Annotated in this window: 22 protein-coding genes, 1 tRNA gene and 1 pseudogene; 7 read left to right on the forward strand and 17 right to left on the reverse strand. The window is 54.0% G+C overall.

Annotation, left to right across the window (positions count from 1 at the left end; all coding sequences use genetic code 11):
• From ACFE7X_RS12520 to ACFE7X_RS12530, 3 genes are all read right to left on the reverse strand, one after another.
• Window positions 1-2,819, reverse strand: a 2,819-nt coding sequence (locus tag ACFE7X_RS12520; protein WP_375436014.1) for a tetratricopeptide repeat protein, incomplete at its 3' end; no start/stop codon positions are given.
• Window positions 2,820-2,945: 126 nt separating this feature from the next.
• Window positions 2,946-4,217 (reverse strand): S41 family peptidase, encoded by a 1,272-nt coding sequence (locus tag ACFE7X_RS12525; protein ID WP_375436015.1) that lies wholly within the window; start codon window positions 4,215-4,217, stop codon window positions 2,946-2,948.
• Between the two features lie 209 nt (window positions 4,218-4,426).
• A complete protein-coding gene (locus ACFE7X_RS12530; RefSeq protein WP_375436016.1) occupies window positions 4,427-4,666 on the reverse strand; it encodes a hypothetical protein in 240 nt (79 codons plus the stop codon).
• 154 nt (window positions 4,667-4,820) lie between these two features.
• Here ACFE7X_RS12530 and ACFE7X_RS12535 point away from each other — a divergent pair, with 154 nt between their 5' ends.
• Window positions 4,821-5,462, forward strand: coding sequence for an NUDIX hydrolase N-terminal domain-containing protein (locus tag ACFE7X_RS12535; RefSeq protein ID WP_375436017.1), 642 nt, complete (start codon window positions 4,821-4,823; stop codon window positions 5,460-5,462).
• Between the two features lie 40 nt (window positions 5,463-5,502).
• On the opposite strand, the gene ACFE7X_RS12540 is transcribed toward ACFE7X_RS12535, so the two are convergent.
• From ACFE7X_RS12540 to holA, 3 genes are all read right to left on the reverse strand, one after another.
• Window positions 5,503-5,925, reverse strand: coding sequence for a BLUF domain-containing protein (locus ACFE7X_RS12540; protein WP_375436018.1), 423 nt, complete (start codon window positions 5,923-5,925; stop codon window positions 5,503-5,505).
• A 547-nt stretch (window positions 5,926-6,472) separates the two neighbouring features.
• Entirely contained in the window at window positions 6,473-6,700 is a 228-nt protein-coding gene (locus tag ACFE7X_RS12545; RefSeq protein ID WP_375436019.1) for a hypothetical protein, read from the reverse strand.
• Window positions 6,701-7,209: 509 nt separating this feature from the next.
• Entirely contained in the window at window positions 7,210-8,286 is a 1,077-nt protein-coding gene (gene holA, locus ACFE7X_RS12550) for a DNA polymerase III subunit delta (RefSeq protein WP_375436020.1), read from the reverse strand.
• A gap of 200 nt (window positions 8,287-8,486) precedes the next feature.
• Here holA and tyrS point away from each other — a divergent pair, with 200 nt between their 5' ends.
• Window positions 8,487-9,764: a tyrosine--tRNA ligase gene (gene tyrS / locus ACFE7X_RS12555; RefSeq protein WP_375436073.1), complete on the forward strand. Its 1,278-nt coding sequence runs from the start codon at window positions 8,487-8,489 to the stop codon at window positions 9,762-9,764.
• Window positions 9,765-9,961: 197 nt separating this feature from the next.
• Here tyrS and ACFE7X_RS12560 read toward each other — a convergent pair.
• Together ACFE7X_RS12560 and ACFE7X_RS12565 are read right to left on the reverse strand one after the other, a co-directional pair.
• Window positions 9,962-10,135, reverse strand: a pseudogene (locus tag ACFE7X_RS12560) (histone H1); the annotation flags it as partial.
• Between the two features lie 246 nt (window positions 10,136-10,381).
• The gene (locus tag ACFE7X_RS12565; RefSeq protein ID WP_375436021.1) at window positions 10,382-11,626 is read right to left on the reverse strand and encodes an aminotransferase class I/II-fold pyridoxal phosphate-dependent enzyme; all 1,245 of its coding nucleotides are present in this window, start codon (window positions 11,624-11,626) and stop codon (window positions 10,382-10,384) included.
• A gap of 267 nt (window positions 11,627-11,893) precedes the next feature.
• Between ACFE7X_RS12565 and accC the strand changes: the two genes are divergently transcribed.
• Complete coding sequence (gene accC / locus ACFE7X_RS12570; RefSeq protein WP_375436022.1) at window positions 11,894-13,402, forward strand: acetyl-CoA carboxylase biotin carboxylase subunit; 1,509 nt, start codon at window positions 11,894-11,896, stop codon at window positions 13,400-13,402.
• Window positions 13,403-13,487: 85 nt separating this feature from the next.
• On the opposite strand, the gene bshB1 is transcribed toward accC, so the two are convergent.
• The 8 genes from bshB1 to ACFE7X_RS12610 all read right to left on the reverse strand — a co-directional run bounded on the left by bshB1 (window position 13,488) and on the right by ACFE7X_RS12610 (window position 22,486).
• Complete coding sequence (gene bshB1 / locus ACFE7X_RS12575) at window positions 13,488-14,207, reverse strand: bacillithiol biosynthesis deacetylase BshB1 (protein ID WP_375436023.1); 720 nt, start codon at window positions 14,205-14,207, stop codon at window positions 13,488-13,490.
• A 100-nt stretch (window positions 14,208-14,307) separates the two neighbouring features.
• The gene (locus ACFE7X_RS12580) at window positions 14,308-15,432 is read right to left on the reverse strand and encodes a peptidoglycan DD-metalloendopeptidase family protein (protein ID WP_375436024.1); all 1,125 of its coding nucleotides are present in this window, start codon (window positions 15,430-15,432) and stop codon (window positions 14,308-14,310) included.
• A 127-nt stretch (window positions 15,433-15,559) separates the two neighbouring features.
• Window positions 15,560-16,507 carry a thioredoxin-disulfide reductase gene (gene trxB, locus ACFE7X_RS12585; RefSeq protein ID WP_375436025.1) on the reverse strand — a complete coding sequence of 316 codons (948 nt, stop codon included), beginning with the start codon at window positions 16,505-16,507 and terminating at the stop codon, window positions 15,560-15,562.
• A 233-nt stretch (window positions 16,508-16,740) separates the two neighbouring features.
• Window positions 16,741-17,604 (reverse strand): RNA polymerase sigma factor RpoD/SigA, encoded by an 864-nt coding sequence (locus tag ACFE7X_RS12590; protein WP_022823752.1) that lies wholly within the window; start codon window positions 17,602-17,604, stop codon window positions 16,741-16,743.
• A 113-nt stretch (window positions 17,605-17,717) separates the two neighbouring features.
• The gene (gene pnp, locus ACFE7X_RS12595; RefSeq protein ID WP_375436074.1) at window positions 17,718-19,880 is read right to left on the reverse strand and encodes a polyribonucleotide nucleotidyltransferase; all 2,163 of its coding nucleotides are present in this window, start codon (window positions 19,878-19,880) and stop codon (window positions 17,718-17,720) included.
• Between the two features lie 186 nt (window positions 19,881-20,066).
• Window positions 20,067-20,342, reverse strand: a complete 276-nt coding sequence (gene rpsO / locus ACFE7X_RS12600; RefSeq protein WP_022823754.1) for a 30S ribosomal protein S15 — start codon at window positions 20,340-20,342, stop codon at window positions 20,067-20,069.
• 187 nt (window positions 20,343-20,529) lie between these two features.
• Entirely contained in the window at window positions 20,530-21,963 is a 1,434-nt protein-coding gene (locus ACFE7X_RS12605) for an LptF/LptG family permease (protein ID WP_375436026.1), read from the reverse strand.
• 109 nt (window positions 21,964-22,072) lie between these two features.
• Complete coding sequence (locus tag ACFE7X_RS12610; RefSeq protein WP_375436027.1) at window positions 22,073-22,486, reverse strand: START-like domain-containing protein; 414 nt, start codon at window positions 22,484-22,486, stop codon at window positions 22,073-22,075.
• A gap of 132 nt (window positions 22,487-22,618) precedes the next feature.
• Between ACFE7X_RS12610 and ACFE7X_RS12615 the strand changes: the two genes are divergently transcribed.
• The 4 genes from ACFE7X_RS12615 (at window position 22,619) to ACFE7X_RS12630 (ending at window position 25,260) form a co-directional block, all read left to right on the forward strand.
• Window positions 22,619-22,692 (forward strand) — tRNA-Met (locus ACFE7X_RS12615).
• A gap of 186 nt (window positions 22,693-22,878) precedes the next feature.
• A complete protein-coding gene (locus tag ACFE7X_RS12620) occupies window positions 22,879-23,043 on the forward strand; it encodes a hypothetical protein (protein WP_375436028.1) in 165 nt (54 codons plus the stop codon).
• 575 nt (window positions 23,044-23,618) lie between these two features.
• A complete protein-coding gene (locus tag ACFE7X_RS12625) occupies window positions 23,619-24,860 on the forward strand; it encodes a putative sensor domain DACNV-containing protein (protein ID WP_375436029.1) in 1,242 nt (413 codons plus the stop codon).
• An 88-nt stretch (window positions 24,861-24,948) separates the two neighbouring features.
• The gene (locus ACFE7X_RS12630) at window positions 24,949-25,260 is read left to right on the forward strand and encodes an antibiotic biosynthesis monooxygenase (protein ID WP_375436030.1); all 312 of its coding nucleotides are present in this window, start codon (window positions 24,949-24,951) and stop codon (window positions 25,258-25,260) included.
• Between the two features lie 414 nt (window positions 25,261-25,674).
• On the opposite strand, the gene ACFE7X_RS12635 is transcribed toward ACFE7X_RS12630, so the two are convergent.
• Window positions 25,675-26,022, reverse strand: a complete 348-nt coding sequence (locus ACFE7X_RS12635; RefSeq protein ID WP_375436031.1) for a hypothetical protein — start codon at window positions 26,020-26,022, stop codon at window positions 25,675-25,677.
• Window positions 26,023-26,201 lie beyond the last annotated feature (179 nt).

A 26,201-nucleotide genomic window follows, 5' to 3' on the forward strand; every position in this document is an offset into this window, starting at 1 on the left:
TACTTCTTCTCGTGGACTTCGATGTTGGCTAAGAGGTAGAGCGCCTCCGGCCCGTTGTCGTCGGCAGCGGCCGTAGTGGCGGCAGTGTTCAGCTCGGTTATGGCCTGATCGAGGTTGCCGGCTTTAAGGCTGGCTTTGCCGAGGTAAAGGAGCGCGGCATTGGTAGCAGCCGGCGAGGCGGCCTGGGTTTGCAACTCCGCGGCTACCCGGCGGGTGCCTTCGTAGTCGGCACTCTCGTAGTAGCTCTTCATTAATCCTAAGCCGGCATTGGCAACTTCGCGCTTGTTCTGCGACACTTCCCGCAGGCGGCTGTAGTATTTGATGGCTTCGGGATAGTTCTTGTTTTCAAACTCCAGTTCCGCCACCCGGCCCACGGCGCGGTTCACAAACTCCGACTTGCCTTCTTCTACTACCGCTTTCAGCTTAGGCAGCGCCTCGGCTTTCTTATCGGTTTTCAACAACGCATCGGCCAGGAAATAGCGCCCATCCGCCGCCAGCGTATTGTCGGGGTACTGCTTCAAGTAAGACTCCAGGCGCGGAATAGCTTGGACGTATTTCTCAGCGAGATACAACGATTTAGCCGCTTCAAACTCCACGCTTTCCGTGGCCTTATTGTCCGGGTTTTGCTGCTTGAATTGCGCTAGGTATTGGTCGAATTCCTCGGTGCGTCCGAGAGCCGACAAACTCTCCTGTAAGCTGTAGATGGCACTGCTGGCCGCCTTGGTACGCGGGTAGGCGCTAAGCACCTGCTTGAAATCGGCCACGGCTTTTTCGTGCTGTTCTAGGTTGGCATAGGCTACGCCCCGCTTCTGCAACGCCTGCGGAATCAGGGTGGAATTCGGGCGGTTGGTAATCAGCTTGGTGAAACCATCGGCCGCCTGCTGAAAGCTACCGGCTTCAAAGTCGAGCTGGGCTTGCTGGTACACGGCGTCGTCGGCGTAGCGCGAGTTGGGCGTGGTTTTCAGTAGGGTGCTCAGGGTGCTGGCGGCTTCGTCGCGGCGGCCCATCAGCCCGAGCGTTACGCTCTTCTGGTAGTAGGCGTAATCTTTATCGGAGGCGTTGGCCGTAATTACTTTGTTGTAGAGGTCGAGGGCCTGCTGGTAGTTTTTGGCCACATAGTAAGTGTCGGCCAGGCGCAGGGTTACGTCGTAGTAATTGGGGTTGGCGGGCTTGGCGACTGGGTCGTTCAGCCAAGCCTGGAACTGCGGCCGGGCCCGGTCGTACTGCTGGGTGTTGTAGTAGGCGTAGCCGAGGCCGTAGCGGGCTTTCTGCTCGAAATCTTTTTCGCTGGCGTCTACGCCCCCCTGCCGCGCCGCACGGGCTGCGGCGGTGTAGGCCGTAATGGCAGGCTGGTACTGCTGTCCAACGCTGTAGATTTCACCTTTCAGCACCTGGGCCGCGGCGCGCAGCGCATCATCCTGAGGGTACTTCAGGCTCTTGTCGAGCAGCGGCAGCGCATCGGAGTAACGGGCGTTGTTGTAGAGGGTAGCAGCTTGCAAGTAAGCGACGCGCTGGTAGGTGGCGTTCAGTTTGTTGCTCCGCTCGTCGAGGTTATCCAAGTAGTTGAGGGCCTGCGCGTAGTCAGAGGAGTTCAGGAAACTCTCACTCAGGATATCGTCGGCCACTGCCTGATTTTTCGAGCGCGGGAACTTCTTGTTGAAGTCTTTCAGGGCCGCAATCACCTCCGGCGTATTGCCTAATTCATATTGAATCTGCGCGTACTTGAGCGCCGCGTTTTCGCTGATGGTGCGGTCGTAGCCTAGCCGGCGGGCCGCGTCAAACGAGTTCGAGGCGAGCTGCTTCTGGTTGGTTTGCAGGTAACTCAAGCCCAAGTGGTACGCGGCGTTTTGCCCGAGCGAGTCGCGGCGGGCAGCTACGGTCTTCAGGCTGCCGATGGCGCCTTTGAAGTCGCCTTGCTTGTAGTTGGCGTACCCGATTTTGTATTGCACCGCGGGCTCTATCTTCTTGCGGCCAGCTGCATACTTGTTGAAATACGTGGCGGCGGTTTTGAAATCTTTCTTCTGATAATAAGCATCGCCTACCAGCAGTTGGATTTCGTCGGCGCTTTGCGGGGGCGGGGTCTGGGCCAGGGCTTTGGTGCCGTAATCAATCAAGCCGTCGAAGTCGCCTTCCTTGTAATAAATTTGGCTCATTACGGCCGGCACCACGGGGCGGTAAGCGTCGTTTTGCTCGGCCACGGCCAAGTCCTTGCGGGCCCCCGCGAAGTCGCCGGCGCGGTAAGCCAGGTAGCCGGCATAGTAGGAACTGGCGTAGCGGAACTCGTGCTGCCCTTGTTTGTTGCGGTCGAATTGCAGCTTGGCCTTGTCGAATTCTTTCTGGGCAAAATAGCTGTAGCCTAGCTTAAACTCGGCTTCGGCTCGCTGCTCGCCCGAGAGATTGTCGGCGCCTACCCGTTGCAAGTAATCAGTGGCTTTGGCATAATCCTTCTTGTCGAAGTAGAACTTGCCTAACTCGAAAAAAGCCACGGCGGCCTTGGGGTGAGCCGGGTTCTGCGCCGCAAACGCTAGAATCCGGTCTTCGGCATCGGGATGAAACAGGTAGAGGCCGGCCACGGCGTAGTAGTACTCCGCGTCGATGGTACGGCCGGCGGCCAGTTCGCCGGTGCGGCGCTGAGTAAGCTCGGTGTAGCGCTGGAAAGCCTGTTGGGCGGCGCCATACTTGCCCCGGTCGAAGAGTTCGAGGCCTTCTTGAAAATGGCGCTCGTCGTTGGCGAACACCTGAGTTTGCTGCGCCTGGACGGCGAGCGGGGCAGTGGCGCTGAGGGTGGCGGCCAGCGCAATCCGGGGTATAAACTTCATTGCTCGGCGTTACGGGAAGCGGCCTGTTGGGCCGGAATAGCCAAAAGTAGCGAAAAGTTCGGCCGGGTTGCCGCCAGAAAGGCCTTTTCGCTAGCGTAACGCCCTGAAAGGTCAGTTTGGTGTAAACTAATGTAGCTCCGCAGTCTGTTGCTCGACAATCCGCACGGCTTGCTGAAGCCAATCCTCGTTCGGGGATAGGCGGATGGCCGGGGGCACTCCGGTTACTTCATATTGCAACTGATTGGGCAAGCGCAACGTCGTACTGGCCAAATTGAATTGGTAACAGGGAGTGGCTATCGTGAATATGTTTCCGTAGCCTACATACCCACCGGAGTTTTCGCCGAGCAGCAAGGTTTTCGTGGAATGCCTGGCCCAAAACAACAAGGTTTCGCAGGAGCTGGCACAACCTCTGTCGTATAGAATGACAACCCGCGCCGGCCAGGTCGCCGGAGTAGCCGCAAACGTGCGGTGCGCCACCGCCGGATCAGCCAGAAACTGGCCCTCGGGCGCCTGCTGCAGCCAGCGCAGCTTGGTGCGCATCTTCCCCAATGCCACCGCCCCGTAATTCGCTGAATCTTTTTGCATTCCCCGGTAATATTCCGTTAGCCGCTCGATATTATCGGGCGTCACGTAGTACTCTTCCAGCAAGTCGTCTTGGAAAGCAGAAGTTAACAGCAGAGGCAACAACGGTTCTACATTGTCGTCGGAGCCACCGCCGTTGCCGCGCACGTCAATGAGCAGATTCTTGCCCTGCCTACCTCCCGCCCTCACCTGCCGATACACCGAATCCAGTTGGGCTTGCCGCTGGCCTCCAAACGAGGGAATGCGCAGATAGGTAGTAGCACCGGTAAGCTGCCGGAAAACGGGATGCTTCTCGGGTCCTAGCAACTGGGAAGTTGGCGGCGCCCCTATTTTGCGCCAACTAGTGCCCTTCAGGTTGCCTTGCCCCACTTGCACCTCATCCACTATCGTTGGCGCATGATTGCGCTGATACTGAATAACCCGGTAGCTTTGTTTATTCAACTTGCGCTGAAGCTCCAGCTTCACCTGTCCCACTTTCCACAGCGGAGTCCGCGACGCTACTATTACCCCTACATAATCCCGGAATTTAGTGCGCGCGGGCTGTATCTGAATCAGGTAGGTGCTGTCGGCCGTTTGGTACTGCCCCTCAATGGCCGCTAACGGTAACTTGCCCTGCTTAACTAAACCGACAACTTCGGCGTCCTGGTAAGCCGCGCTGCGCTGGAACCTGACAACAGCCGCAGTATCCTGTGGATTTACATTGGGCCTCTCCGCCCCCGAAATGGAAGTGTGTTGGTCCCGAAAGAACTCGACGTACGCATCAAGCACTGGCAAGCACTGCCGCTGACTGCTAGCCCGCACAGCGTCTCGCCGCAACTCCTGCTTGAAGCGGTTGTAGCGTGGCTAGCTTCGAGTGGTGACATCGTGTCGATAAGCTGGCAGGTTTCGCTCCAGGTAGCTTACCACAAAGTCGAAATCCTGCGCACAGCCACACGCTGTTGTCTGCGCAACGCTACTTTGGGCAAGCAGGCTCAAGGCGAGTAATAGCAGATAGTGCTTCATGCTTAGTTGAAAAGCAATTCATCCTACTCCTTCCGCGTCAACAACACTTCGTCGCGCGTAAAATCCAACTTACTTTTATCCACTGGGCCGCGGCACACGAGCACGCGCGGTGGCGCCAGCTTGCCCTTGCGGCCGGCCTCAATCTGCGCTTCACCCGTTATGTCCAGCGTAGCCACGGTAGCGCCGTTCACTTGCAATTCCCACGGGCCGGGCTTCACGGGACCTTCGAGGTGGCCGACAAGAAAGGTTTCTTGTAGTGACATGGCAATGATATCGAGGAGTTGCATCTGGTGAATGGCGGCTTTCGACCAACAAATAAGAGAGAATACACTTCTTTCTATGCTGCCAAGATATAAATTACCCCTGCCAAATCTGCCGGCTTCTAACTTGCAGCCTTGCTTTTCGTCAATCTAGCTTATGACTGCTACTACCCTTCTTCATCATACCCAACGCCTGCAAGCCCTGGCCCAAGCTGGCCTCGCTTACACCCAAAATGCTTACGACGTAGAGCGGTACGAAGAAATTCGCGCCATCAGCGTGCAGCTCCTGCGGGAGCTATCAGCCGACAACGAGCCGCTGGAGAAGATCACGCGGTTATTTGCTTCCGAGGCTGGTTATCAGACGCCTAAGGTAGATGTACGGGCCGTTTTGTTTCGGGGCACCAAGGAAATCTTGCTGGTGCAGGAGAAGGTGGATGCCAACAACTGGACCTTACCCGGTGGCTGGGCCGACGTGGGCTACACGCCCTTTGAAGTGGCCGTAAAGGAAGCCCACGAAGAAACCGGCTACCACGTGCAGGCCCGCCGCTTATTGGCTCTCTTCGACAAAAAGAACCATCCGCACCCGCCTCAGCCCTGGTACGTGTACAAGGCGTTTGTGCTCTGCGAAATAACAGGCGGCAATTTGCTCACCGATACGCCCGAAACGGCGGGTGGCCGCTGGTTTCGGGAAGAGGAAATTCATGGCTTATCCTTGTCCACGGACCGGGTGACGCAGTCGCAGCTCACCACTTTGTTTCAATTTGCCCGCCAACCGGAACTGCCTACCCTGTGTGATTAATGTATTTCGAAGGCCGATAGTTTACCTCCAGCAAACCGGGTTACTCTTCTGGTGAGAGCATATACTTATGCATCAAACTTAGCAGCATCACGTCGGCAGCGCTCAGGCCTTGAGGAGCAAGGTTTAGATTAGCGGGTTGCTGGTAACCTGTTACCTGCGCGAATGCTTCCGTTTCAACCGGCCGGAATGCCATGGCCCATTCAGGAAAGCTGCGTGCGCTTATAGGTTTGTCGGCAAGTTTTAAAATGCCGGTGTGGCGGGAGTCTTGTGCAATTATGCTGTACAAGGAATGAACTGCTTCCGCCTCTCCCTCAAGCAACTGCATAAACTGTCCCTCATGATAAAGTAGCACTCCTGTAACGTTGTACTGTTCGTTGCGTGAGCGAGCCTTGGCGAGGAGAGCCTGTAATTCGGTATCGGAAAACAGATAAGTAGCAGAACTGCTGTAGATGAGATGATGCATAAGCAAGAAGAAAGTGGGCAACTACCTATTTGTCGGCTTATGTAAGTCAGCTATAAACCTGAACTACAACCGAGGAGTTCCGCCCCGCGTGGCGCGGGCTCGACAAGCCAAACACTTGTACCTCGAGTACTCTTTTACGCAGAATACAGGGCAGAAGATAAAATAGGGGCTTTTTATAAAAGCTTGCCAACCATAAATGCCCGTCGCTAGTTGCCCTAATGGGAAGACAACTCAACAGTAGCAGATGGTTCTCTTTGAAAATGCAGGACAGCTTGCGCGAAAACGCGAGAGTTAGCCATCTCGGTCTTGGTTGGCAGGACGCTCATCCAACAGAAGACCTTAAGGTGTTAGTTACTAGACCAAATGCTGCAATGCGAGCAGTATCGGCAATGGCGAAGAACACTATCTATCCCAAGGTGCGCACCACAAACGCATCAATTAGGCAGGCTATACCAGGAAGATAAATCTCTAGTACCAAGCAAAAAAAGCGCGCCGAGGCCCGGTGGAAAACACGCTGCTCTGACACGAAAAACTGTACTTAACCTTACTACGAAGGCAAATAGTTGTAAGCAGCCTGGATCAGAGCTGCTGCTCCCACTTCAGGGCGCTGCACCAATAGCTGTTGACAGCCCACCTGCAAGCGCAAAATTTGAACAGGGGTTAAATGACAGCTCTGCTCATAACGAGCTTCTACCAGCTGAGAAAGTAAAACGGCAGCTGTGGAAAACTTTTCTTCGTGCAGAGCGGCACGGAAAGACACTTCAGTCTCGGTCATAACATTATTTTACCGAGGCATTTTGCAATAAACATACCAGTTGTTTATCGTACTCAAACAGCCTTAACTTTTCAATCCCCTATACCTCCTCGAACTACCCCAGGCAGTAGCTTACTGAAGCTGGATGGTCCTGGCGACAGTCACTGATAAATGGCAGGTAGTTGAACTCTTATGCAGCCAATCCTAAGCGTGGCATTTGCGAGTTTGACACGGTGGGCACACCTGTTTTTGTGAGCAGCAAGGCGAGTGCTACGAGCGGGAGCGACACTGTCTGAGTTGTGACTGGTGCCAGCATAGAAGTAGGTTGAATCAAGTGCATGACAATAGACGATATAGTTAGGCAACACAAACATAAGTGGAGTAGAGCCTGTAGAAAAGGCAAAGTTCAATTCGCCTGTGACTAGTACAATACGCTTATTTTTTAGTCTCGAATTGCAACATTTCCTTACGGCCAACTCTCGGCAGATGGATAAGTACTTGCTAGCTATACTATTGTATTTACAGGTTGGCTACCCTCCTGTCACTGCTTGTAGCGGCACGGGGTGCAACACCAGCCAAATTAGTTCTCGCAGAATCTCACCATCCGTCATCGAACCACTATCAATGCCTTTGCTTTGGGCATCGGCACGGCGGATGAGGTGCACAATAGCGCGGGTTCGCTCGAAGGAAAATACTTTAAGGCCGGTCTGATAATCTTTGCGGGCAAAAGCACTGCGCAGATTCAAACGGTTCCAATCGGCCTCGGTGGGGTTAGGTAGTTGATGCAACGCCAGCAACCGGGAGAAATAGTTGAAGAGCAGCGTCAGGTTCGGGATAAGCGGATTGGCTTTCGGGTTGGCTTCGAAGTAAAGTAAGATGCGGTTAGCTTTCAGCACGTCGCGGCGAATGAGGGCGCTTTGCAGTTCGAAGATGTTGTACTCCTTGCTAATGCCCACCATGCGCTGCACTAGGTCCTCATCAATGGGCTGGTTTGGGGCCAAGTTGAGTGTCATCTTATCCACCTCATTGGTAAGCCGACCTAGTTCCGCCCCGATATATTCCGAAAGCATAGCGGTAGCCTGCGGTGTGATGGTACGCTGCTTGCTGCGCAAGTAGCCTGTAAGCCAACCCGCCACCTGGTTGTCGTAGAGCTTTTTGCTGGTCATCAGAACCGTGCCGGGCGGGCTAGGCTCTTTCTTGTCGCCGGTAAGCAGCTTGCCTAGCTTTTTGCGCGCATCCAGCATCTTATGCTTATAGCAAAACACCAGCACCGTGCTTTGCAGCGGATTCTTTAAGTAGGCCTCCAGAAACGGCCACGCCTTTTCGGCCTCTAGATCCACGATGGCTTGCGCTTCTTTCACCAGCACCACCGACCGTTCGGCCATCATGGGGAAGCGCTTGGCTTGGCCTAAAATGGTGGCCACATCAGCATCCTTGCCATAGAGCACCACTTGGTTGAATCCCTTTTCGTGCTCTTGCAACACGCTTTTTTCCAGCATGTCGGCTACCAGGTCGATATAGTAGGGTTCCTCTCCTTGCAGAAAATACACGGGCGCAAACTGCCGCTGCTGGACTTGCTTGAGGACCTCGTCGGCGGAAAGAGTCACTGCATAAAGTAAAAAGATGAATAAATAAGTGAAGTATCCCCTGAATAGACGACTGCCTCACCTTCCTAAACAAAGGTACCATTGCATCTTTTACCTTTGTCCAACAAAAAGCTTCGTGAGTTTATCGTCTCCGACCATTCACTCATTCACTCATTACTCCTCACTCATTGGATTTACTTTCCGAACTCCGCTGGCGTGGTATGCTACACGATGCCATGCCCGGCACCGCCGAACATTTAGCTGCACAACAGCCCGTTTCCGGCTATATCGGCTTCGATCCGACGGGCGTGTCGCTGCACATTGGCAGCTTGGCTACCATTATGCTGCTGGTGCATTTGCAGCGGGCCGGACACCGGCCGGTCGCGCTGGTAGGCGGCGCCACCGGTATGATTGGTGACCCATCCGGCAAATCAGCCGAGCGGAATTTGCTGGACGAGGATACGCTGCGGCGCAATCAAGAAGGAATCAAAGCGCAACTCGAGAAGTTTCTGGACTTCACGCCGGGCCCCACGGCGGCGGTGGTCGTCAACAACTATGACTGGTTCAAGGAGTTTGGCTTTTTAGAGTTTTTGCGCGAGGTAGGCAAGCACCTCACCGTAAACTATATGATGGCCAAAGACTCGGTGAAACGGCGCTTGGGCACTATGGAGGCAGATAGCCCCGAGCAACGCGCTGATGGCCTCTCGTTCACCGAGTTCAGCTACCAACTGCTGCAAGGCTACGACTTCCTTCACCTCTACCGCGCCCTCAACTGCACCCTGCAAATGGGCGGCTCCGACCAGTGGGGCAACATCACAACCGGCACCGAACTGATTCGGCGTCTGGCTGGCAGTGAAGCCCGCGCCTACGCCCTTACTACGCCGCTCATCACCAAAGCCGACGGCTCGAAATTCGGCAAGACAGAAGGCGGCAACGTGTGGCTCGACCCCACCATGACTTCGCCCTACCAGTTCTACCAGTTTTTCCTCAACGCTACCGACGCCGACGTCCCGCGCCTCATCCGGGTGTTCACGCTGTTCACTCAGGAACAAATTGAAGCGCTAGAAGCCGAGCATGCCCAGGCGCCCAATTTGCGGGTTCTCCAAAAGGCGCTAGCCAAGGATGTAACCATTCGGGTGCATTCCGAGGAGGCTTTCGAGGCGGCCCTGGCCGCTTCGCAAGTTCTGTTCGGTAGTGGCGAGTTAAGCAGCCTTGATGAAACTACTTTATTGGATGTATTTGCGGGTGTACCTCAGGTGGAAGTGCCTCTTGCCTTGCTTGCCGATCTGAACGTGGTAACGCTACTAAGCGAAACAACGAATGGGGTTATTTTTCCTTCAAAAGGAGAAGCCAAGAATATGATCAAAGGCGGTGGTGTGAGTTTGAACCGCGTGAAAGTGACAGTAGACCAAATGGCATCCGTCATTCCGCTTTTAGTAAACAAGTACTTTGTAGCCCAGAAAGGCAAAAAAAATTACTTTCTAATCAAGCTAGTATAGTACGCTACTATCAACCGCCACAAAAAAGGCCCTGTCGAATACCGACGGGGCCTTTTGCATTCCAAACGCTACGAAAGCCGTAGCATTCGTTTGTCTTGTGCTTACTTCTTTTTAGCGGGAGCGGCTTTCTTGGCAGCAGCGGGAGCAGCCTTCTTAGCAGCGGGAGCGGCCTTAGCACTAGCGGCCGGAGCATCAGTGGCGCTGTTTTTGGCGTTCTGCACTTCCGTACGGATGCTCTGCGCTAGATTCTTTAGTTCCTGCATGCCTTTCCGAACGCGCGTACCAGCGGCAGAGTTTTTCTTGTCATAGAATTTCTCGAAGTCGCTTTCCAGACCCAGTACGAGGTCCTTGAGTTGGCTAAAATTGCTCATGTTTGATGGGGTTGAGAGGAATGAAACAATGGGTTTGTAGGGGCCTAATATACAGGGATTTCAAATACAAGCAATAGCGCAACTTTTTTTCTAAAACCGCCTACGTTGCTTGAGAGGCACATTTTAGCCTTAGTTACCTAGCCTTTTAACCGGTATTCGCCTCTGCCTTTATTATTATAGTACAATAAAAAGGGGTCGAAACCCTGGCGGATTTGCGACCCCTAAAAAAATTAGCAATTGTTAGAGCTAGAGTCCTGCGGGCACCTCTGCCTTGGAATAAAGCCCTTTGTTGAGCTTTTCAGCCACCTTTTCGAACGCCTTAATGGTCTGCGCCACATCATCAAGCGTGTGGGCCGCCGTCGGGATAAGGCGTATCATAATCACGCCCTTTGGCACCACCGGATAAACTACGATAGAGCAGAAAATACCGTAATTCTCGCGTAAATCGAAGGTTATTTGCGTAGCGTCAGGAATTTGACCTTGTAGCAGCACTGGCGTCACCGGCGATTGGGTGGTGCCAATATTAAAGCCTTTCTCGCGCAAACCGCTTTGCAAGGCCCGTACTATGGTCCAGAGGTTCTCTTTCAGCTCCGGACGCGTACGAAGCAATTCCAAACGCTTAATTGCCCCCACTACAAGCGGCATGGGCAGGCTCTTGGCGAAAATCTGGCTACGCATATTATAGCGCAAATATTCAATTACGTTCTCAGGGCCCGCCACGAAGGCTCCAATGCTAGCCATAGACTTGGCAAACGTCGAAAAATAAAGGTCTATGCCGTCCTGCACACCCTGTTCTTCACCCGTTCCGGCCCCTGTTGCGCCCATTGTGCCGAAACCATGAGCATCATCAACAAACAATCGGAACTCGTATTTATCCTTCAATTCGATTACTCCGCGCAGGTTGCCCATGTTGCCGGACATGCCAAATACGCCCTCCGTAATAACGAGAATCCCCCCCCCGGTTTCGTCGATGATGCGCTTGGCCCGCTGAAGTTGCTTTTCCAGGCTAGCCATATCGTTGTGCGGGTACACAAACCGCTTGCCTTGGTGCAGGCGCACTCCATCGATGATGCAAGCATGAGACTCGGCGTCGTACACAATCACGTCGTGGCGGTTCACCATCGCATCGATGATACTCACCACGCCCTGGTAACCGAAGTTGAGAAGCATGCACTCGGGCTTCTGGACGAAATCGGCTAGCTCACTTTCCAACTGCTCGTGCAGGTTGGAATTACCAGACATCATGCGGGCTCCCATCGGCAGGGCCATGCCGTATTCGGCGGCCCCATCGGCATCAGCTTTGCGCACTTCCGGGTGGTTAGCCAACCCCAAATAATTGTTAAGGCTCCAGGTAAGCACCTCTTTGCCGCGAAAAATCATGCGGGGCTTGATTTCGCCTTCCAGTTTGGGAAAAGTAAAATAGCCGTGCGCGTAATGCGAGTGGCTGCCCAGGGGGCCGCGGTTCGCGGCAATCTTTTCGAAAAGATCCACGAGGGAACAGGTTAAAAGTGAAAAAGGAAAACGAAAAGTTAAGATTGCACTTAACCCTCGGATAATGTACAAAGTTATGGCAATCTGGTAAAACTAGCCGCTTAACGAATGGCTTCTGATCCTTATTCTTCTTCAATTAATCAACTTAGACGTTTTACGGAGCCATTGGAAAGGCGTTTCTTTGAATGATAGACTACTCTGCTTCCTTCCGCGTCCGTTTACTGAAGCACTACGGGCCTTTCCTTTCTGTCGTTCCCACCACTCTCAATGAAAAAAATAACCAAGCTGCTCGTTGCCAATCGGGGTGAAATTGCGTTGCGCGTACTGCGCTCAGCCCGCGAAATGGGCATCCAAACAGTAGCTATTTATTCCGAAGCCGACCGCAATGCCTTGCACGTACGCTACGCCGACGAAGCCGTATGCTTAGGCCCACCCGCCTCCGCTCAAAGCTACTTGCGCGGCGACAAGATCATGGAAGTATGCCAGCAGTTAGGAGTTGACGCCATTCATCCGGGTTACGGCTTTCTAAGCGAAAATGCCGAGTTTGCCCGCATGGTTACCGAGGCCGGACTTATTTTCGTGGGTCCTTCGCCCGAGGCAATGAACATCATGGGCGACAAGCTCTCGGCCAAGCAGGCCGTGAAAGCCTACAACATCCCGCTGGTGCCCGGCACCGACGAAGCCATCAGCAACGTGGAAGAGGCCAAGCGCATTGCGTCGGAGGTTGGCTTTCCTATTCTAATTAAGGCCTCGGCCGGCGGCGGCGGCAAGGGCATGCGCATTGTGAATGGCGCTACCGAGTTTGAAGAGCAGATGCAACTGGCCGTATCAGAAGCTACATCTGCCTTTGGCGACGGTTCCGTCTTCATAGAGAAGTTTGTAACCGGTCCGCGTCACATTGAAATTCAGGTGCTCGGCGACGAGCACGGCAACATTGTGCACTTATTCGAGCGGGAATGCAGCATTCAGCGCCGCCACCAGAAGGTTATTGAAGAAGCGCCATCCTCGGTGCTCACGCCCGAACTGCGCGCCGCTATGGGCAAGTGCGCCGTCGATGTGGCCCGCGCTTGCGACTACACCGGCGCGGGCACCGTGGAGTTTTTGCTCGATGAAAACAAGAACTTCTACTTCCTGGAAATGAACACCCGCCTCCAGGTGGAGCACCCCGTCACCGAACAGATTACGGGCCTCGACTTGGTGAAAGAGCAAATTAAGGTGGCCCAGGGTGAGCCGCTGAGCTTCACGCAAGCCGACCTGACTATTACCGGCCACGCCTTGGAACTGCGCGTGTACGCCGAAGATCCGCAGAACAATTTCCTGCCCGATATCGGGACCCTTACCACCTACGTGCGTCCCCAGGGCCCCGGCGTCCGCGTCGATGATGGTTTCGAGCAAGGCATGGAGATACCGATCTACTACGACCCCATGATTGCCAAGCTGGTCACATTCGGCAAAGACCGGCAGGAGGCCATAGCGCGCATGCTCCGCGCCATTGCCGAGTACCAGATTACTGGCATCGAAACCACGCTAGCCTTCGGCCGCTACGTGCTCGAACACCCTGCTTTCGTGAGCGGCAACTTCGACACCAACTTCATCCGCGACCATTTTCCTCCCGATGCACTTAAGCCCGTCCCACTGACGGAGGATATGGCGAAGGTAGCCGCCGTGCTAGGAGCCATGCTGATGACCGACAGGAAACCGTCCGTAGTAGCCCCGTCAGATGCTCCGGCCACTACGGCTTCCGCCTGGAAGCGGAACCGGCTGGGGGTTCGGTAGAAATTTCCACTAAAAGAGAAGCCCGGCTATGTTAGCCGGGCTTCTCTTTTTCGTACGGGGATGCCGTTGCCTGTGATAAGACGCGTTAGATAAAATCCGTCACCTGCCGCACGCCTAGCGTCCGCTCACGGGTGAAGCCTTCCCCGAACTCGACGCCTATCAAGTGGCCGAATTCGCGGGCGCGGGCTTCCATGAACTTGCTGAATTCTTCGCTCGATAAGTAGGTCGCCGGCTCCTTGCTGTTAGGATTGAAAAACTGCGTTTGGTAGGCCAGGAGCGAGTCCCACTTCTTGGGCCAATGCGCCGTGATGTCAACCACGAAATCAGCGGGAATCTGGCGGTCTTGGATGTAGTGGTACACATGCTTGGGTCGCCAAGGCGCTTGAGGCTGGCCATCGTGGTTTAGGGTTTCTACCATACGCAGGCCGGCTAGAAAGCACGATTCTGAAACCAGTTGGGAACCGCGGCCGTGGTCCGGGTGCCGGTCGTGGATAGCGTTGCAGAGTACCACCTCGGGCTGGTAGCGGCGGATGGCCGCGATGACGGGCAATTGGTGTTCCCGGTCGTTGCGGAAGAAGCCGTCGGGCAAGCCTAAGTTTTCGCGGGCACTTAAGCCTAGAATGCGGCTGGCTGCCTCGGCTTCTTGCGCCCGAATAGCCGGGGTACCACGCGTGCCCAACTCTCCGCGCGTCAAATCGACTACTCCCACTTTCTTACCTGCTGCCACTGCTGCCGCCAGCGTGCCAGAAGCCGACATTTCCACGTCGTCGGGATGCGCCCCCAGGGCCAAGACATCTAATTTCATGTACTTAAATAAATGAAGGGCGGCATAAGCAGATGGCTGGTTGTTCAAATAGCTTGTGCTCCTGAACGACCACCCATCTGCTTATGCGGACACGAAGCCACTATTTAACTCGCAATGACCGACCGATGCGGAGCACGGCTGTGCCCCCGTTCAACCGCCGCAGTTGTGCCTGTGACACACCATACTTATCGGCAATTTCCGATAGGGTATCGCCGCTACGAACCTTGTGCGTGACAACCCGCCGGGCCGCCGTTGGACGGCCCCGGCTGCTACTGCGCGTGGCTGCTCCCGGCACACTACCGCCCCGGTACTTCAGCGACTTGCTGTAGTAGTTGAATAGCGCCGAGGTGATCTGGAAATTGTCCTTGATAAGTCGGTAGTCCGGAAAGTCGTACATCCGCTCCGGATCAATGGGGTTGCCTTCGTAGCGAACCTCGAAATGCAAGTGCGAACCAGTGCTGCGGCCAGTGCTACCGCCGTAGCCGATCATCTGCCCGGCTTTCACAAACGTGCCGGGTGCCACGAGCGCCTTTTGCAAGTGCCCGTACAGCGTCTCGATACCATTGTAGTGGCGCACGAGCAGGTAATTGCCGTAGCCAGAACCGTCCCACTTACTGATGCGCACCACCCCGTCGAAAGCCGCTTTCACCGAGTCGCCCGTTTCCAAATCCAAATCCACGCCGTAGTGCCAGCGGTAGCCTCGAAATCCAAAATCCGACGTCATAGGCGTTTTCACCAAGGGCATTTTGGCGTAACGCTGCTTTTCCGGCTCCGTCAGTTTCAGGTTCAAGGTATCCCGAATGCGACGGCCGTCTACGCGGTAGGGATTGATGTTGTGAGTGTCCCAAATAGCATAATAGCCAGCTACCTGAATCCAGGACGAATCTATTTTCACTTCCTCTTTCACTTCCACAATGCGCTGTTCGCCTTCGTTCAACGACGACGTATCTTCGCTGACAATGGAAAGCTTCTTGGCCGGGTTGAAAAAGATAGATTTTGCCGCGTCGGAAGCGTCGTCGGGCAACTCCTCGGTTTCGATTAGGATAGTGGTATCGGGGCGTACGTAGCGGATGGTAGGCGACTTAAGGCGAAAAAAGTCACTTCGCTTAGCCGGGGCACCCGCTTTCGCTTTCGGATTGGGCACCGGACGACGCTGCGCCTGCAAGTGGCCGGGCAAGCCAAGGAACAGCCCGATCAGTAACAGCGGCAGCAACCCGTGTTTCAAAAAATTCAGCAAGAGCAAAAACGATGAAATGGTGAGAAAGGGAGTTGGCGAAACAGGGAAGTGGTGAGTGTGCTGTTCTAGTTGGGCACAGAACGTCACTCACCACTTCCCTATTTCACCAATTCGCTTAATGGTCGCCGAGGGCCGCTAAATAGCGCTCCGCATCCAAGGCAGCCATGCAGCCCGAACCAGCCGCCGTAATAGCTTGGCGGTAGGTGTAGTCTTGCACGTCGCCACAGGCAAACACGCCATCCACATTGGTTTTGGCAGTGCCAGGGAGGGTTTTCAAGTAGCCTTGCTCGTCGTGGTGCAAATAAGGCTGAAATATTTTGGAGTTGGGCTCGTGGCCGATGGCTACGAAGAAGCCCTCTACATTTAGGTCGCGCGTTTCATGCGTCAGCGCATTTTTTACGCGGGCTCCATCTACGGCGTGCTCACCCAGGATTTCCTCGGTCACGGTGTTCCACAACACCTCGATCTTGGGGTTGTCGATGACGCGCTTCTGCATGATTTTCGAGGCGCGCATCTCTCCTTTCCGCACAATCATGTACACCTTATTGCACAGGTTGGCCAGGTACGTAGCCTCCTCAGCAGCAGTATCACCGGCGCCAACAATAGCTACATCCTTGCCCCGGTAGAAAAACCCGTCGCACACAGCGCAGGCCGATACGCCCATGCCATTGAGACGCATTTCGGAAGGTAAGCCCAGCCACTTAGCCGAAGCTCCGGTGGCAATAATGACCGTGTCGGCCGTTAGCTCTACTTTTTCGTCGATTGTTACTTTATGCGGATGGCTCGAAAAGTCTACGGCCGTAGCGATGCCGTAGCGGATATCCGTGCCGAAACGAGCGGCTTGCTTTTGCAAGTCTGCCATCATTTCGGGGCCCATTACGCCATCCGGATAACCAGGAAAATTTTCAACGTCGTTGGTAATTGTAAGCTGGCCGCCAGGTTGTAGGCCCTGATACATCACGGGCGCCAAGTTGGCACGAGCAGCATAAATTGCAGCTGTATAGCCCGCTGGGCCGGAGCCAATAATCAAACACTTTATGTGTTCCGGGGTGTTATTCTCCATGAAAGTGAAGTAGCACACGCTTACGCTTGCGCCGTGAAAAAATGAATTTGGATAGCAAAGGTAAGTGAGTACAACAAAGTGGCACTCTGTTCTGTCGAGCAGCAGCTATTTGCTGCTACAACACGTGGAGCTAGCACTAAATTTCGCGTATGTCAGAAAGTTATGTTCGCTTAATCCTACAACAAAAAACCCCAACTCTAGGGTCGGGGTTTTCAGGAAATGGGGTAAAATATCTACCCCAAATAAGGCTTCAGTGCTTTCGAACGTGAAGTATGGCGCAAACGCCGGATTGCCTTTTCTTTGATCTGACGAACCCGCTCGCGAGTAAGGTTGAACTTCTCCCCGATTTCTTCTAGAGTGAGCGAGTGCTCGCCGTTGAGACCGAAATAGAGCGTAATTACATCGGCTTCGCGCTTGGTGAGCGTGCTCAACGCGCGCTGCACTTCCTTGCGAAGCGAATCGTTCATCAGGCCGGTGTCCGGCGACTCTTCGTCCTCATTTTCAAGCACGTCGAGCAGCCGGTTTTCCTCGCCTTGCACAAACGGCGCGTCCACGGATACGTGACGACCTGAAATCTTCAGGGTGTCCACTACTTCCGAAGTGGTCAGTTCCAGTACTTCGGCAATTTCTTCGGGCGAAGGCTCCCGCTCGAATTTTTGCTCTAACTCTGAAAATGACTTGCTGATCTTATTGAGCGAACCCACCCGATTCAACGGCAAGCGCACAATACGAGACTGCTCAGCTAGAGCTTGCAGAATAGACTGACGAATCCACCAAACCGCATAAGAAATAAACTTAAATCCGCGGGTTTCGTCGAAACGCTTAGCGGCTTTGATCAAGCCAAGGTTACCCTCATTGATCAAATCACCCAGCGACAAACCCTGATTCTGATATTGCTTAGCTACCGATACCACGAAACGCAGGTTGGCTTTAGTTAGCTTTTCCAGCGCTTGCTGGTCACCTTCCTTGATGCGTTGCGCCAGCGTCACCTCCTCATCGGGCGTGAGCAGATCCACTTTACCAATTTCCTGGAGGTATTTATCCAGCGACTGGCTTTCGCGATTGGTAATCTGCTTGCTGATTTTTAACTGTCTCATTGCGGGCGCGAGAAGTATGTATTTCTGAAATTAATAAGCATCTGAAAACCCTTTCTGCGGGTATCAGCTAGTTGTTAGCAACGTAGCGATACCCGCGAAAGTTCGACGGTTTATTATTGAACCGTACCGTTCTGTTCGGTTGCCCGTTCTGGCTTCGGCAAAAGAACCTTGCGCGACAAGCGGTACTTACCCGTTTTCTTGTCGATGTCGAGCAGTTTCACGTCTATCTCCTGCCCTACCTCCAGCACGCCTTCCAGCGCCGACAGACGCTCGTGCGATACTTCCGAGATGTGCAGCAGGCCATCTTTGCCCGGCATAATCTCTACGAAAGCACCATAGGGCTGAATGCTGCGTACTTTGCCTTTGTAGGTTTCACCTACTTCGGGCGTAGCGGCAATGGCCTGGATCCGGCTGATAGCAGCCTGCATGTCTTCCTTGTTGGAAGCGTAGATGCTCACATGGCCTTTCTCATCTTTCTCTTCGATGATAACCGTAGCGTTGGTATCCTTCTGAATCTGCTGGATAACCTTGCCGCCGGGTCCGATAACTGCCCCGATATACTCTTTATCGATGAGCATTTTGTGCGAGCGGGGCGTGTGCGGCTTCAAGTCGGCAGCGGGAGTGTTGATGGTTTTGGCCATCTCGGCAAGGATATGCAACCGACCCTCACGAGCTTGATGCAAAGCGGCCGTCATGATTTCGCTGCTCAAACCCTGGATTTTGATGTCCATCTGGCAAGCCACGATGCCTTTTTCGGTGCCCGTTACTTTGAAGTCCATGTCGCCGAGGTGATCTTCGTCGCCGAGAATGTCGCTCAATACTGCGTACTCACCGGTTTCTTTGTCTTGCACTAAGCCCATGGCAATGCCCGAAACAGCTGCCCGCACCTTGATGCCCGCATCCATCAGCGCCAGCGAGCCCGCACATACTGTGGCCATGGACGAGGAGCCATTCGACTCCAGAATGTCCGACACGATACGAATGGTGTAGGGATTTTCGTCTTCTGAGGGCAATACCCGCTTCAAGGAACGCATGGCCAGGTTGCCGTGTCCGATTTCGCGGCGGCCAGGACCCCGGTTTGGTTTTACTTCACCGGTCGAGAAAGCCGGGAAGTTGTAGTGCAGCATAAACTTGCTGTACCCCGATTGCATGGCCGAATCAATGATCTGCTCGTCGAGCTTGGTACCCAACGCTACCGTAGTCAACGACTGCGTTTCGCCGCGAGTAAACAGAGCCGAGCCGTGCGCGCCGGGCAGGTAGTTCACCTCCGACCAGATAGGGCGAATTTCCGTGAGCTGGCGACCATCGAGGCGCGTGCGCTCCTTGATCATCATATCGCGAATGCCTTTTTTCTCGGCTGAACCATAATAGCGGCCGAACATTTTCTGGTCCAACTCCGGATTCTGAGCCAGTAGTTCTTCCAGCAGCGGCTTCTTGATGGCCCCGAACGAAGTTTTCCGGCCGGCTTTGCTGGTGTTACCCGACTTAGCCACTTCGTACGCTTTCAAATAAACAGCTTCGGTGATACGCTGCTTTAGTTCCTCGTTTTCCTCGTACTTAGGATACTCGCGCTTAACGTGCGACTTCTCGATTTCGGCAGCTAGTTCGCTCTGTACACGGCACTGCTCCTTGATGGCTTCGTGGGCGTAGGCTATGGCTTCCACCATTTCCTCTTCGCTCACTTCATTCATCTCGCCTTCCACCATAGCCACCGAAGTAGCCGTGGCGCCCACAATCAGGTCGATGTCGGCGCGCGCAATGTCAGTGGTCTTGGGGTTGATTTGCAGCTTACCGTCGATACGAGCAACCCGTACTTCGGAAATAGGACCGGCAAAGGGAATATCGGAAACTGATAGGGCGGCCGAAGCAGCCAAGGCCGCTAGCGCATCAGGCTGCACGTCTTTATCGGCTGAAATCAGTGAAATAAGTACTTGTACCTCGTAGTGATAATCCTTGGGGAACATCGGGCGCAGGATGCGATCCACAATGCGGCACACCAAGATTTCGTAGTCGGAGAGGCGGCCTTCCCGGCGCTGGAACGAACCGGGAATTTTACCGGCACCACCAAATTTCTCCTGGTAATCAACTGACAATGGCAAAAAGTCTACGTCGCCGCGCGCGCTCGGCTGCGATACCACCGTAGCCAGCAGCATGGCATCCCCGAGACGCACCACCACAGCGCCGTCGGCGAACTTGGCCAGCTTGCCGGTTTCAATGGAAATTTGCCGGCCATCCGGCAGGGTAATATGTTTGGTAACCGCGTTGTAGTTGGGCATCATCTATTTTGCTTGGAAGCGACAGCGGGCGAGCAGCCGAAAAAACAGGGCCTGGAGCGGCCCTGCTTTGCTCTAAGAATTACTCTCTGGAAGATAACAGCCGAGGCAAGGAAAAGGTACCCGACGGAATAAAAAAGAGCAGGGAACCTTTCGATTAAAAAAGGCTCCCTGCTCCAGTGGGGCGGGCTACTTACGAATACCCAACTCCTTGATGATGGCACGGTAGCGGTTGATTTCGCGGTGCTGGAGGTAGTCCAACATCCGACGACGCTTACCAACAAGTTTCAACAAACCCAGGCGGGTCGAGAAATCCTTCTTGTTAACCTTCAAGTGCTCCGTGAGGTGCGTAATGCGGTGCGTGAACAACGCAATTTGCGCTTCGGCCGAACCGGTGTCGGTGGCCACTTTTTGCAGGCTGTTTTTCTCGAAAATGGCCTGTTTTGCTTCGGTAGTGAGTTTCATCGGCAGATAGGTTGCCCCGTCTTGGATATAAAAATGAAAAGAAAGTATCACCCCGCACCTCGGGGTGGCCGCAAAGGTACGAAAATTAGTTACGGATTGCTCGTTTCCGCTTATAGATTGCTGCCTTGCTGCAACATTAGAGCGAGTTCGCCAACAACAAAACTGGGGTTGAGCATTGGAAGCTCGGCTATACGCTCCGCTTATAGCCGCGGAAGGGCCAGCGTATTTTGGCAGGCAACTTGTCCCACAGGTTCCACTCCCAAAGACCCGCATCGTTGCGGGCTTGGTACAAAAAGAAGAGGCCGAAAGGCAACAAGATCATAGTGGACATCCACATCCCAAAGCCAACCGACATTACTCCTTCCCGGCCATATTTTTCTCCGATGATCGAGAAAATATAATAAATGATAAAAAAGAGGATGGAAACCAGAATGGGAACCCCTAGGCCGCCTTTTTTGATAATGGCCCCCAATGGTGCCCCAATCAGAAACATCAAGAGAATAGCAAACGACTGCACGAACTTGCGGTAGACCTCGATGCGGTAGTTGCTGGACTCCTTTGCCAGATTCGCCAGTCGCTCGCCCGTGCTACCCGCAAAGGCGCGCACGTTGCGGGCGCGGTTGGTAGCTTGTTCCAGCGTACTTACACTTACCACGGGCAGTTTAGTGGCCGGCACTTGCCACTGCTCTACCCGGCGGTTAGCAGCCCGACCGGTGGTGTCGAAGCGCAAATACGTGTAGTAGGGCGACACCATGCGTGGTACCAGTCGTTGCTCGGCCCGCAACCGGTTTTGCAAGGAGTCGACAAAGTGCTCGAGTTGGCCCACGTTCTTCATCATCTTGTTGTCAGAGAAGAGTTCCTCCTTGGTACGAGCAAGGTCGAAGGAGGCCAGTGGAAATGTAATCATGCTGCGGCTGAAGGCCTGCCGAAAAAAGCTGGCGCCTGAGCGGCTACTGGCATCGGGCTGCTCCACGTAATTCTGACCGCGGAATAATTCTACCCCCAAATACTGTCCCCCGAAACGAGTAAACATTCGGCCCGAGTCAGCCAAAATCACCCGCATGCTGCCCGAGCCCTGCGTGTGGTCGTAGATCATGACCCCCATCAGGATATCTCCGTCCTCACCGAGCTTATCGTTGACCTTAATCGTGTAGCCCGGAATACCGTTATAAAACACGCCTGGCCGAATATCAAGGGCCAGCTTCTGCTGACGCAAATCCCAAAGTAGACTATAGGCCTTTAAATTGGCCTTGGGTACAATGGCATTATTGAACCAAAACGCAAACCCAGCTAACAGTAAACTTGTAAGCAATACTGGCCGCAAAATGCGCGTCAGCGAGATGCCAGAAGTTTTAATAGCCGTTAGCTCGTGGTGCTCGCCGAGCGTACCAAACGTCATTAAAGACGAAAGGAGCACGGCGAGCGGCAACGCAACGGGTACCATCAGCACGCTAAAAAAGAATAGTAGCTGGCCAATAATGTCGAAGCCCAGGTCTTTGCCAACCAAGTCGTCGAGGTACTTGAGCATGTACTGGGTGAGCAGAATAAATTCTACTACCGCAAACGTGAGAAGAAACGGCCCAGCAAAGGCCCGTAGAATCAACTTATCGAGTTTTTTCATACTTACGCTACGAACGTTCCCAACGCAGGATCGTTCCTTGAAAGAGCAGCGGGACAACGAAGATACTAGGTGTTTCGCGTGTGCTCATGTTCGTAAGTACAAACCCCGATTAGCCCCCCACCTGTTCCCGTAATTTCTGGGCTAATCCTTCCCACATTTCCTGCAATTCCTCCTCGTCGGTTTCTTCCGAATAATCCATTACCCGCAGGTATACTTCTTGGGTGAGTTGTGATTCTTCTAGACTAAAATCCAGAAAATTTGCATCAGGAGTAAGGCGCTTATTACCATCAAGAAACACGAAACGCACGGAACGATTGGTGCGGTGCGAGTTCATCTCAGCATAATGAGGTTGATTGTCCCAGATGAAATTGAAGCGGTGATCTTCATCGATTCTCACGTCCTGACAAAACCATTGTGACAGGCCCGAAGCTGATGCCAAGTAGGGATACAGAATTTTGGGAGACGCGTTGATAGGAAATTCGACCGTGAAGCGGTGTTTGCGACGGGTAGCGGAAAGGGGCATAACAGGGCAGACTAAAATTAATTTTCCCGACAACCGAGGAATGCCGGACAGGAGCAATATACACGGGTTTTTTTCAAGGAGACGTTTGCACCGAAACAAATATAGTTGCTACCTTTGCGGCACCAAAAACTCGGCGGGGTAGCTCAGTTGGTTAGAGCACAGGATTCATAACCCTGAGGTCACGAGTTCAACTCTCGTCCCCGCTACAAACAAAAAACGGCCTTTCCAGTGCGGAGAGGCCGTTTTTTGTTTGTAGTGTTTTTTTTATCACAACACCATATTTTCGCCCGAGTATGAGCCCCGGCTTTTCGATGCGGATGGCGACCTGACCAAGCGCTGGTATATCGATTGTCGCAGGCCGGTGTGGGTATCGCCTTCTATGAGGTGGCGCTGTGCAAAATTCACGAAAGCAAGTCTTTACCACGCTGCCTCTCGAATTTCTGAACCTGGCTCACATCACGGCTTTTTTAACAGAACAAAGCAAGCGCGGCATCGAGGCCAAGATTTATAACAACTACCGCAATAGCCTGAGCGCAGCGCCTCCTTTAACTACCTAATCAAGCAGGAAATTTTCGCTGAGAATTCTTGCCCCCACCTAGCTGTGCAAAGGGGAGCCCTCCCCTACTCATGTGCCCTATATCGAGGTCGAGCACCAGCGCAACACCACCGAAATCCTGGCCCTCGGCGACGGACAGCTCTACCACAGTGACCAAGAGCGAGCCAATTATTAAGCCGACTTGCAGTTCCGGTTACTAGCTGGCTGGTAGTAGAATAGGTCTGCGCCGAGATTCTCGATATCTCTTTTCTGCCTGTTCGTGCTTCCTCTCAAGATGCCGCCGTGCAGCCAACCGACCAGCCGCTTAATCTAGACCAGGCGGAGCATGCCTTCGCTGTATTCGGCCCAAGAAAGTAGGACCTTTGCTCGACACGCTTGCTGCTTTGTGCCTGCTACGTCTGACAGGTAATGGTTATGATTCTGAACCAAAACGCCCCGACCATCTGGCCGGGGCGTTTTGGTTCTACTACTCCTACCGTCCGCATCCGCCCATAGGCTACTTGCCGGCCGAAGTCGTTTCCAAGATCCGTCAGATCTCGCACGTAGCTAACCGAGGACGACCGTATATTGCTCTCTATGACAACGCTGCATTACTATCCCCACGACGTAGCGCTGGCCTTGCATCAGCGCTGGCCCGCCGAAGCAGAACCATTACCGCCCCTCAAGGTCCTCACCCAGTTTATTTCAGTGCTTTACCAGGCCAGCTTGCTCTTCGAAGAAGGGCGCCGGGTGGAATGCCACGCCGTGTTGGCCTCGCAAACCCAGTTGGAGACCCAACCGGTGACGCTGACGGACTTTCACATGGTGCGTTTCGCCGTACCGCGCGCTTGGAACGAGCAAGAACTGCGCCGGCTGAGTCCGGCCGTGCTACATAGCACGAGCCTGCTGGTCGTGGAACAGGTGGCGGCCGGGCACTTGCAGTTGTGGGGCATGCTCTTCAGTGGCCACGAATGGGACCAAGTATCGGACGGCCCGCGCCAAGTAGTGACCCGCGCGCCCCAAGCATTGCTCGTGCAACTGAGTGGGCCGGGAAGCCTGGTGTTCTACTACGGCGCCCACCGCGTGCTCACGCTGCAGCGCGGGCGTATTGAGGGGCACGGCTTTTTGCAGTTTCCGCGAGCCTGGGGCGAAGGGCGGTTTTTTGAGAACCAGCAGCTAGCCGGACCGGCCGCCGTCGGGTTGGACTGGACGCCCCAGCAGGACGAGTTCATGATACAGCTCATTCTGCACATGCAACGCCGCGCCCTCACCCGGTCGCGGGCCAGCGGCCACGGGCTACTGGTGGTGCTGGTGCCCACCCACCAAGTTGAGCACCTTACCGCGCCGGGCAGCGTGCTGCGGCCGAAGTATCGACTGCTGCCCCCCGCAGCGGGTTCCCGCTACCCCACCCTAATGCAGGCTATGGTACGACGCTTGCTCGAACTGGGAGAACTAAGTTGGGCGCACTACCAACGCTCACTTGATACGGAGCTACAGGCGCTGACGGCCGAGGTAGACCATTTTGCCGATTATATCGCTGATATGGGAGCCGTGGACGGCGCTCTGGTGCTTACTCAGCAACTTGATGTCGTGGGCTTTGGCGTTGAAATCCAGGCGACACAAGTGCCACTGACGCAGGTATACCGGGCGCTGGATGTGGAAGCGCGGGCCCTCCAACCCGTGCCCGCCGACCACGGCGGTACCCGCCACCGCGCCGCCTACCGCCTGTGTCTGGCCGCACACGAATGTCTGGCCATTGTGGTTTCGCAGGATGGAGGTGTGCAGTTCGTGCACAATCAAGAGGGAAAGGTCATTTTTTGGGATCAGCTTTCTTTTTAAACTTCTTCTCGCCGTTCCTTGGGCTCTAACGCACTCCAGCGGCTAGTATATCCGGTTCAATTGACCACTCATCGCCTTACGCCTCCCTATGGCTACCATCATCACCCGAATCTGGCACGGTATCACGCTGGCTCACCATGCCGATAGCTACTTGCAGTACCTACAAGAATCCGGCATTGCCGACTACCAGAATACCCCTGGGAACCTGGGCGTGCAGGTGCTACGGCGCCTGGAAGCCGATACCTGTCACTTCTGGACCGTGACCCGTTGGGACAGCTACGAAAGCATCAAGCGTTTTGCCGGCGAGCAATACGAGCAGGCCCGCTACTATCCAGAAGACGTCCAATACTTACTCGAATTGGAGCCCACTGTGCTGCACTGCGAAACCTTCGAGTTCTGACAAGAAAGGTATTCCGCACGTCCGGCGAGAGGAGTTTCTCATGACTAGTGTGCCTAGCTGTGTTATAATTATAATCTATTAATTAACTGTTTTGCATTACCTAATAGAGACTCTATACCTTCTTTGGTGCCATAACTCAGCCTACCATTGCTAGTCAGTTGCACCTTTACCCAGCAACGGCTACCTAAATCGTGGAAAGGGCACCGTTAATGCGTTCAGCATCTTTATCCAAGCTCTTAGCGAAGGCCCGGTAGCTTTGGTTCAGCCCCTAGTAGTCGCCAATGCCCGTAATTCTTTAGCGCTGGGTTAAAACTGAGTGAAGTTTCAAAATTGATCGTGACTGCCCTATATTATGTAGACTACGGACAGTATCAGGCCGTAAGTGAAAGCCTAGTGCTTTTCGGCTAGGAAAGATTAATAGTTGGGTTGGTTGGCTTGCTCTTTTCTTTCCTCACGCCATTTCTGGGCGTCCTCCTGATCGAAAAGAAGCAGCATAGTAGCGGCATCCCCCGAATCCGTGACCGGGAAATCCTGCCATACAGTACGCCAATAGATTACTCCACTTTCGTTCTTAACCGAGTAAGTTCCGATCAGGCGGATAACGTCCGTAGCCATATCGGTTGCGGGGTTTTCTTTGACCGTGTAGATCATCCAGACGCTCCCATCCTTGAAGGTGAATTGCTTTAGGTGGTTGTCATCGTGTGGGCTCCACAGCAGCTGTTTTAGCTGCTCTTCACTGTTTATATTCTCTGGTTCTGCCATACTTGGCAAGAAACGACATTCTGGTTACGAAAGCTTGCGCTCCAGCTTATTCTGGCTGCAACTTGCGCTGCTGTAAGACGGAAAAAGGCTAGGCGCTCGGTTGTAAAGACAGCCCAACTAGCGGGCCGCACAGGCGTATGCGCTGGCAGAAACATTTCGGTAAATACGCAGCAATAGCC

The sequence above is a fragment of the uncultured Hymenobacter sp. genome, from assembly GCF_964242765.1.
Classification (GTDB): Bacteria; Bacteroidota; Bacteroidia; order Cytophagales; family Hymenobacteraceae; genus Hymenobacter.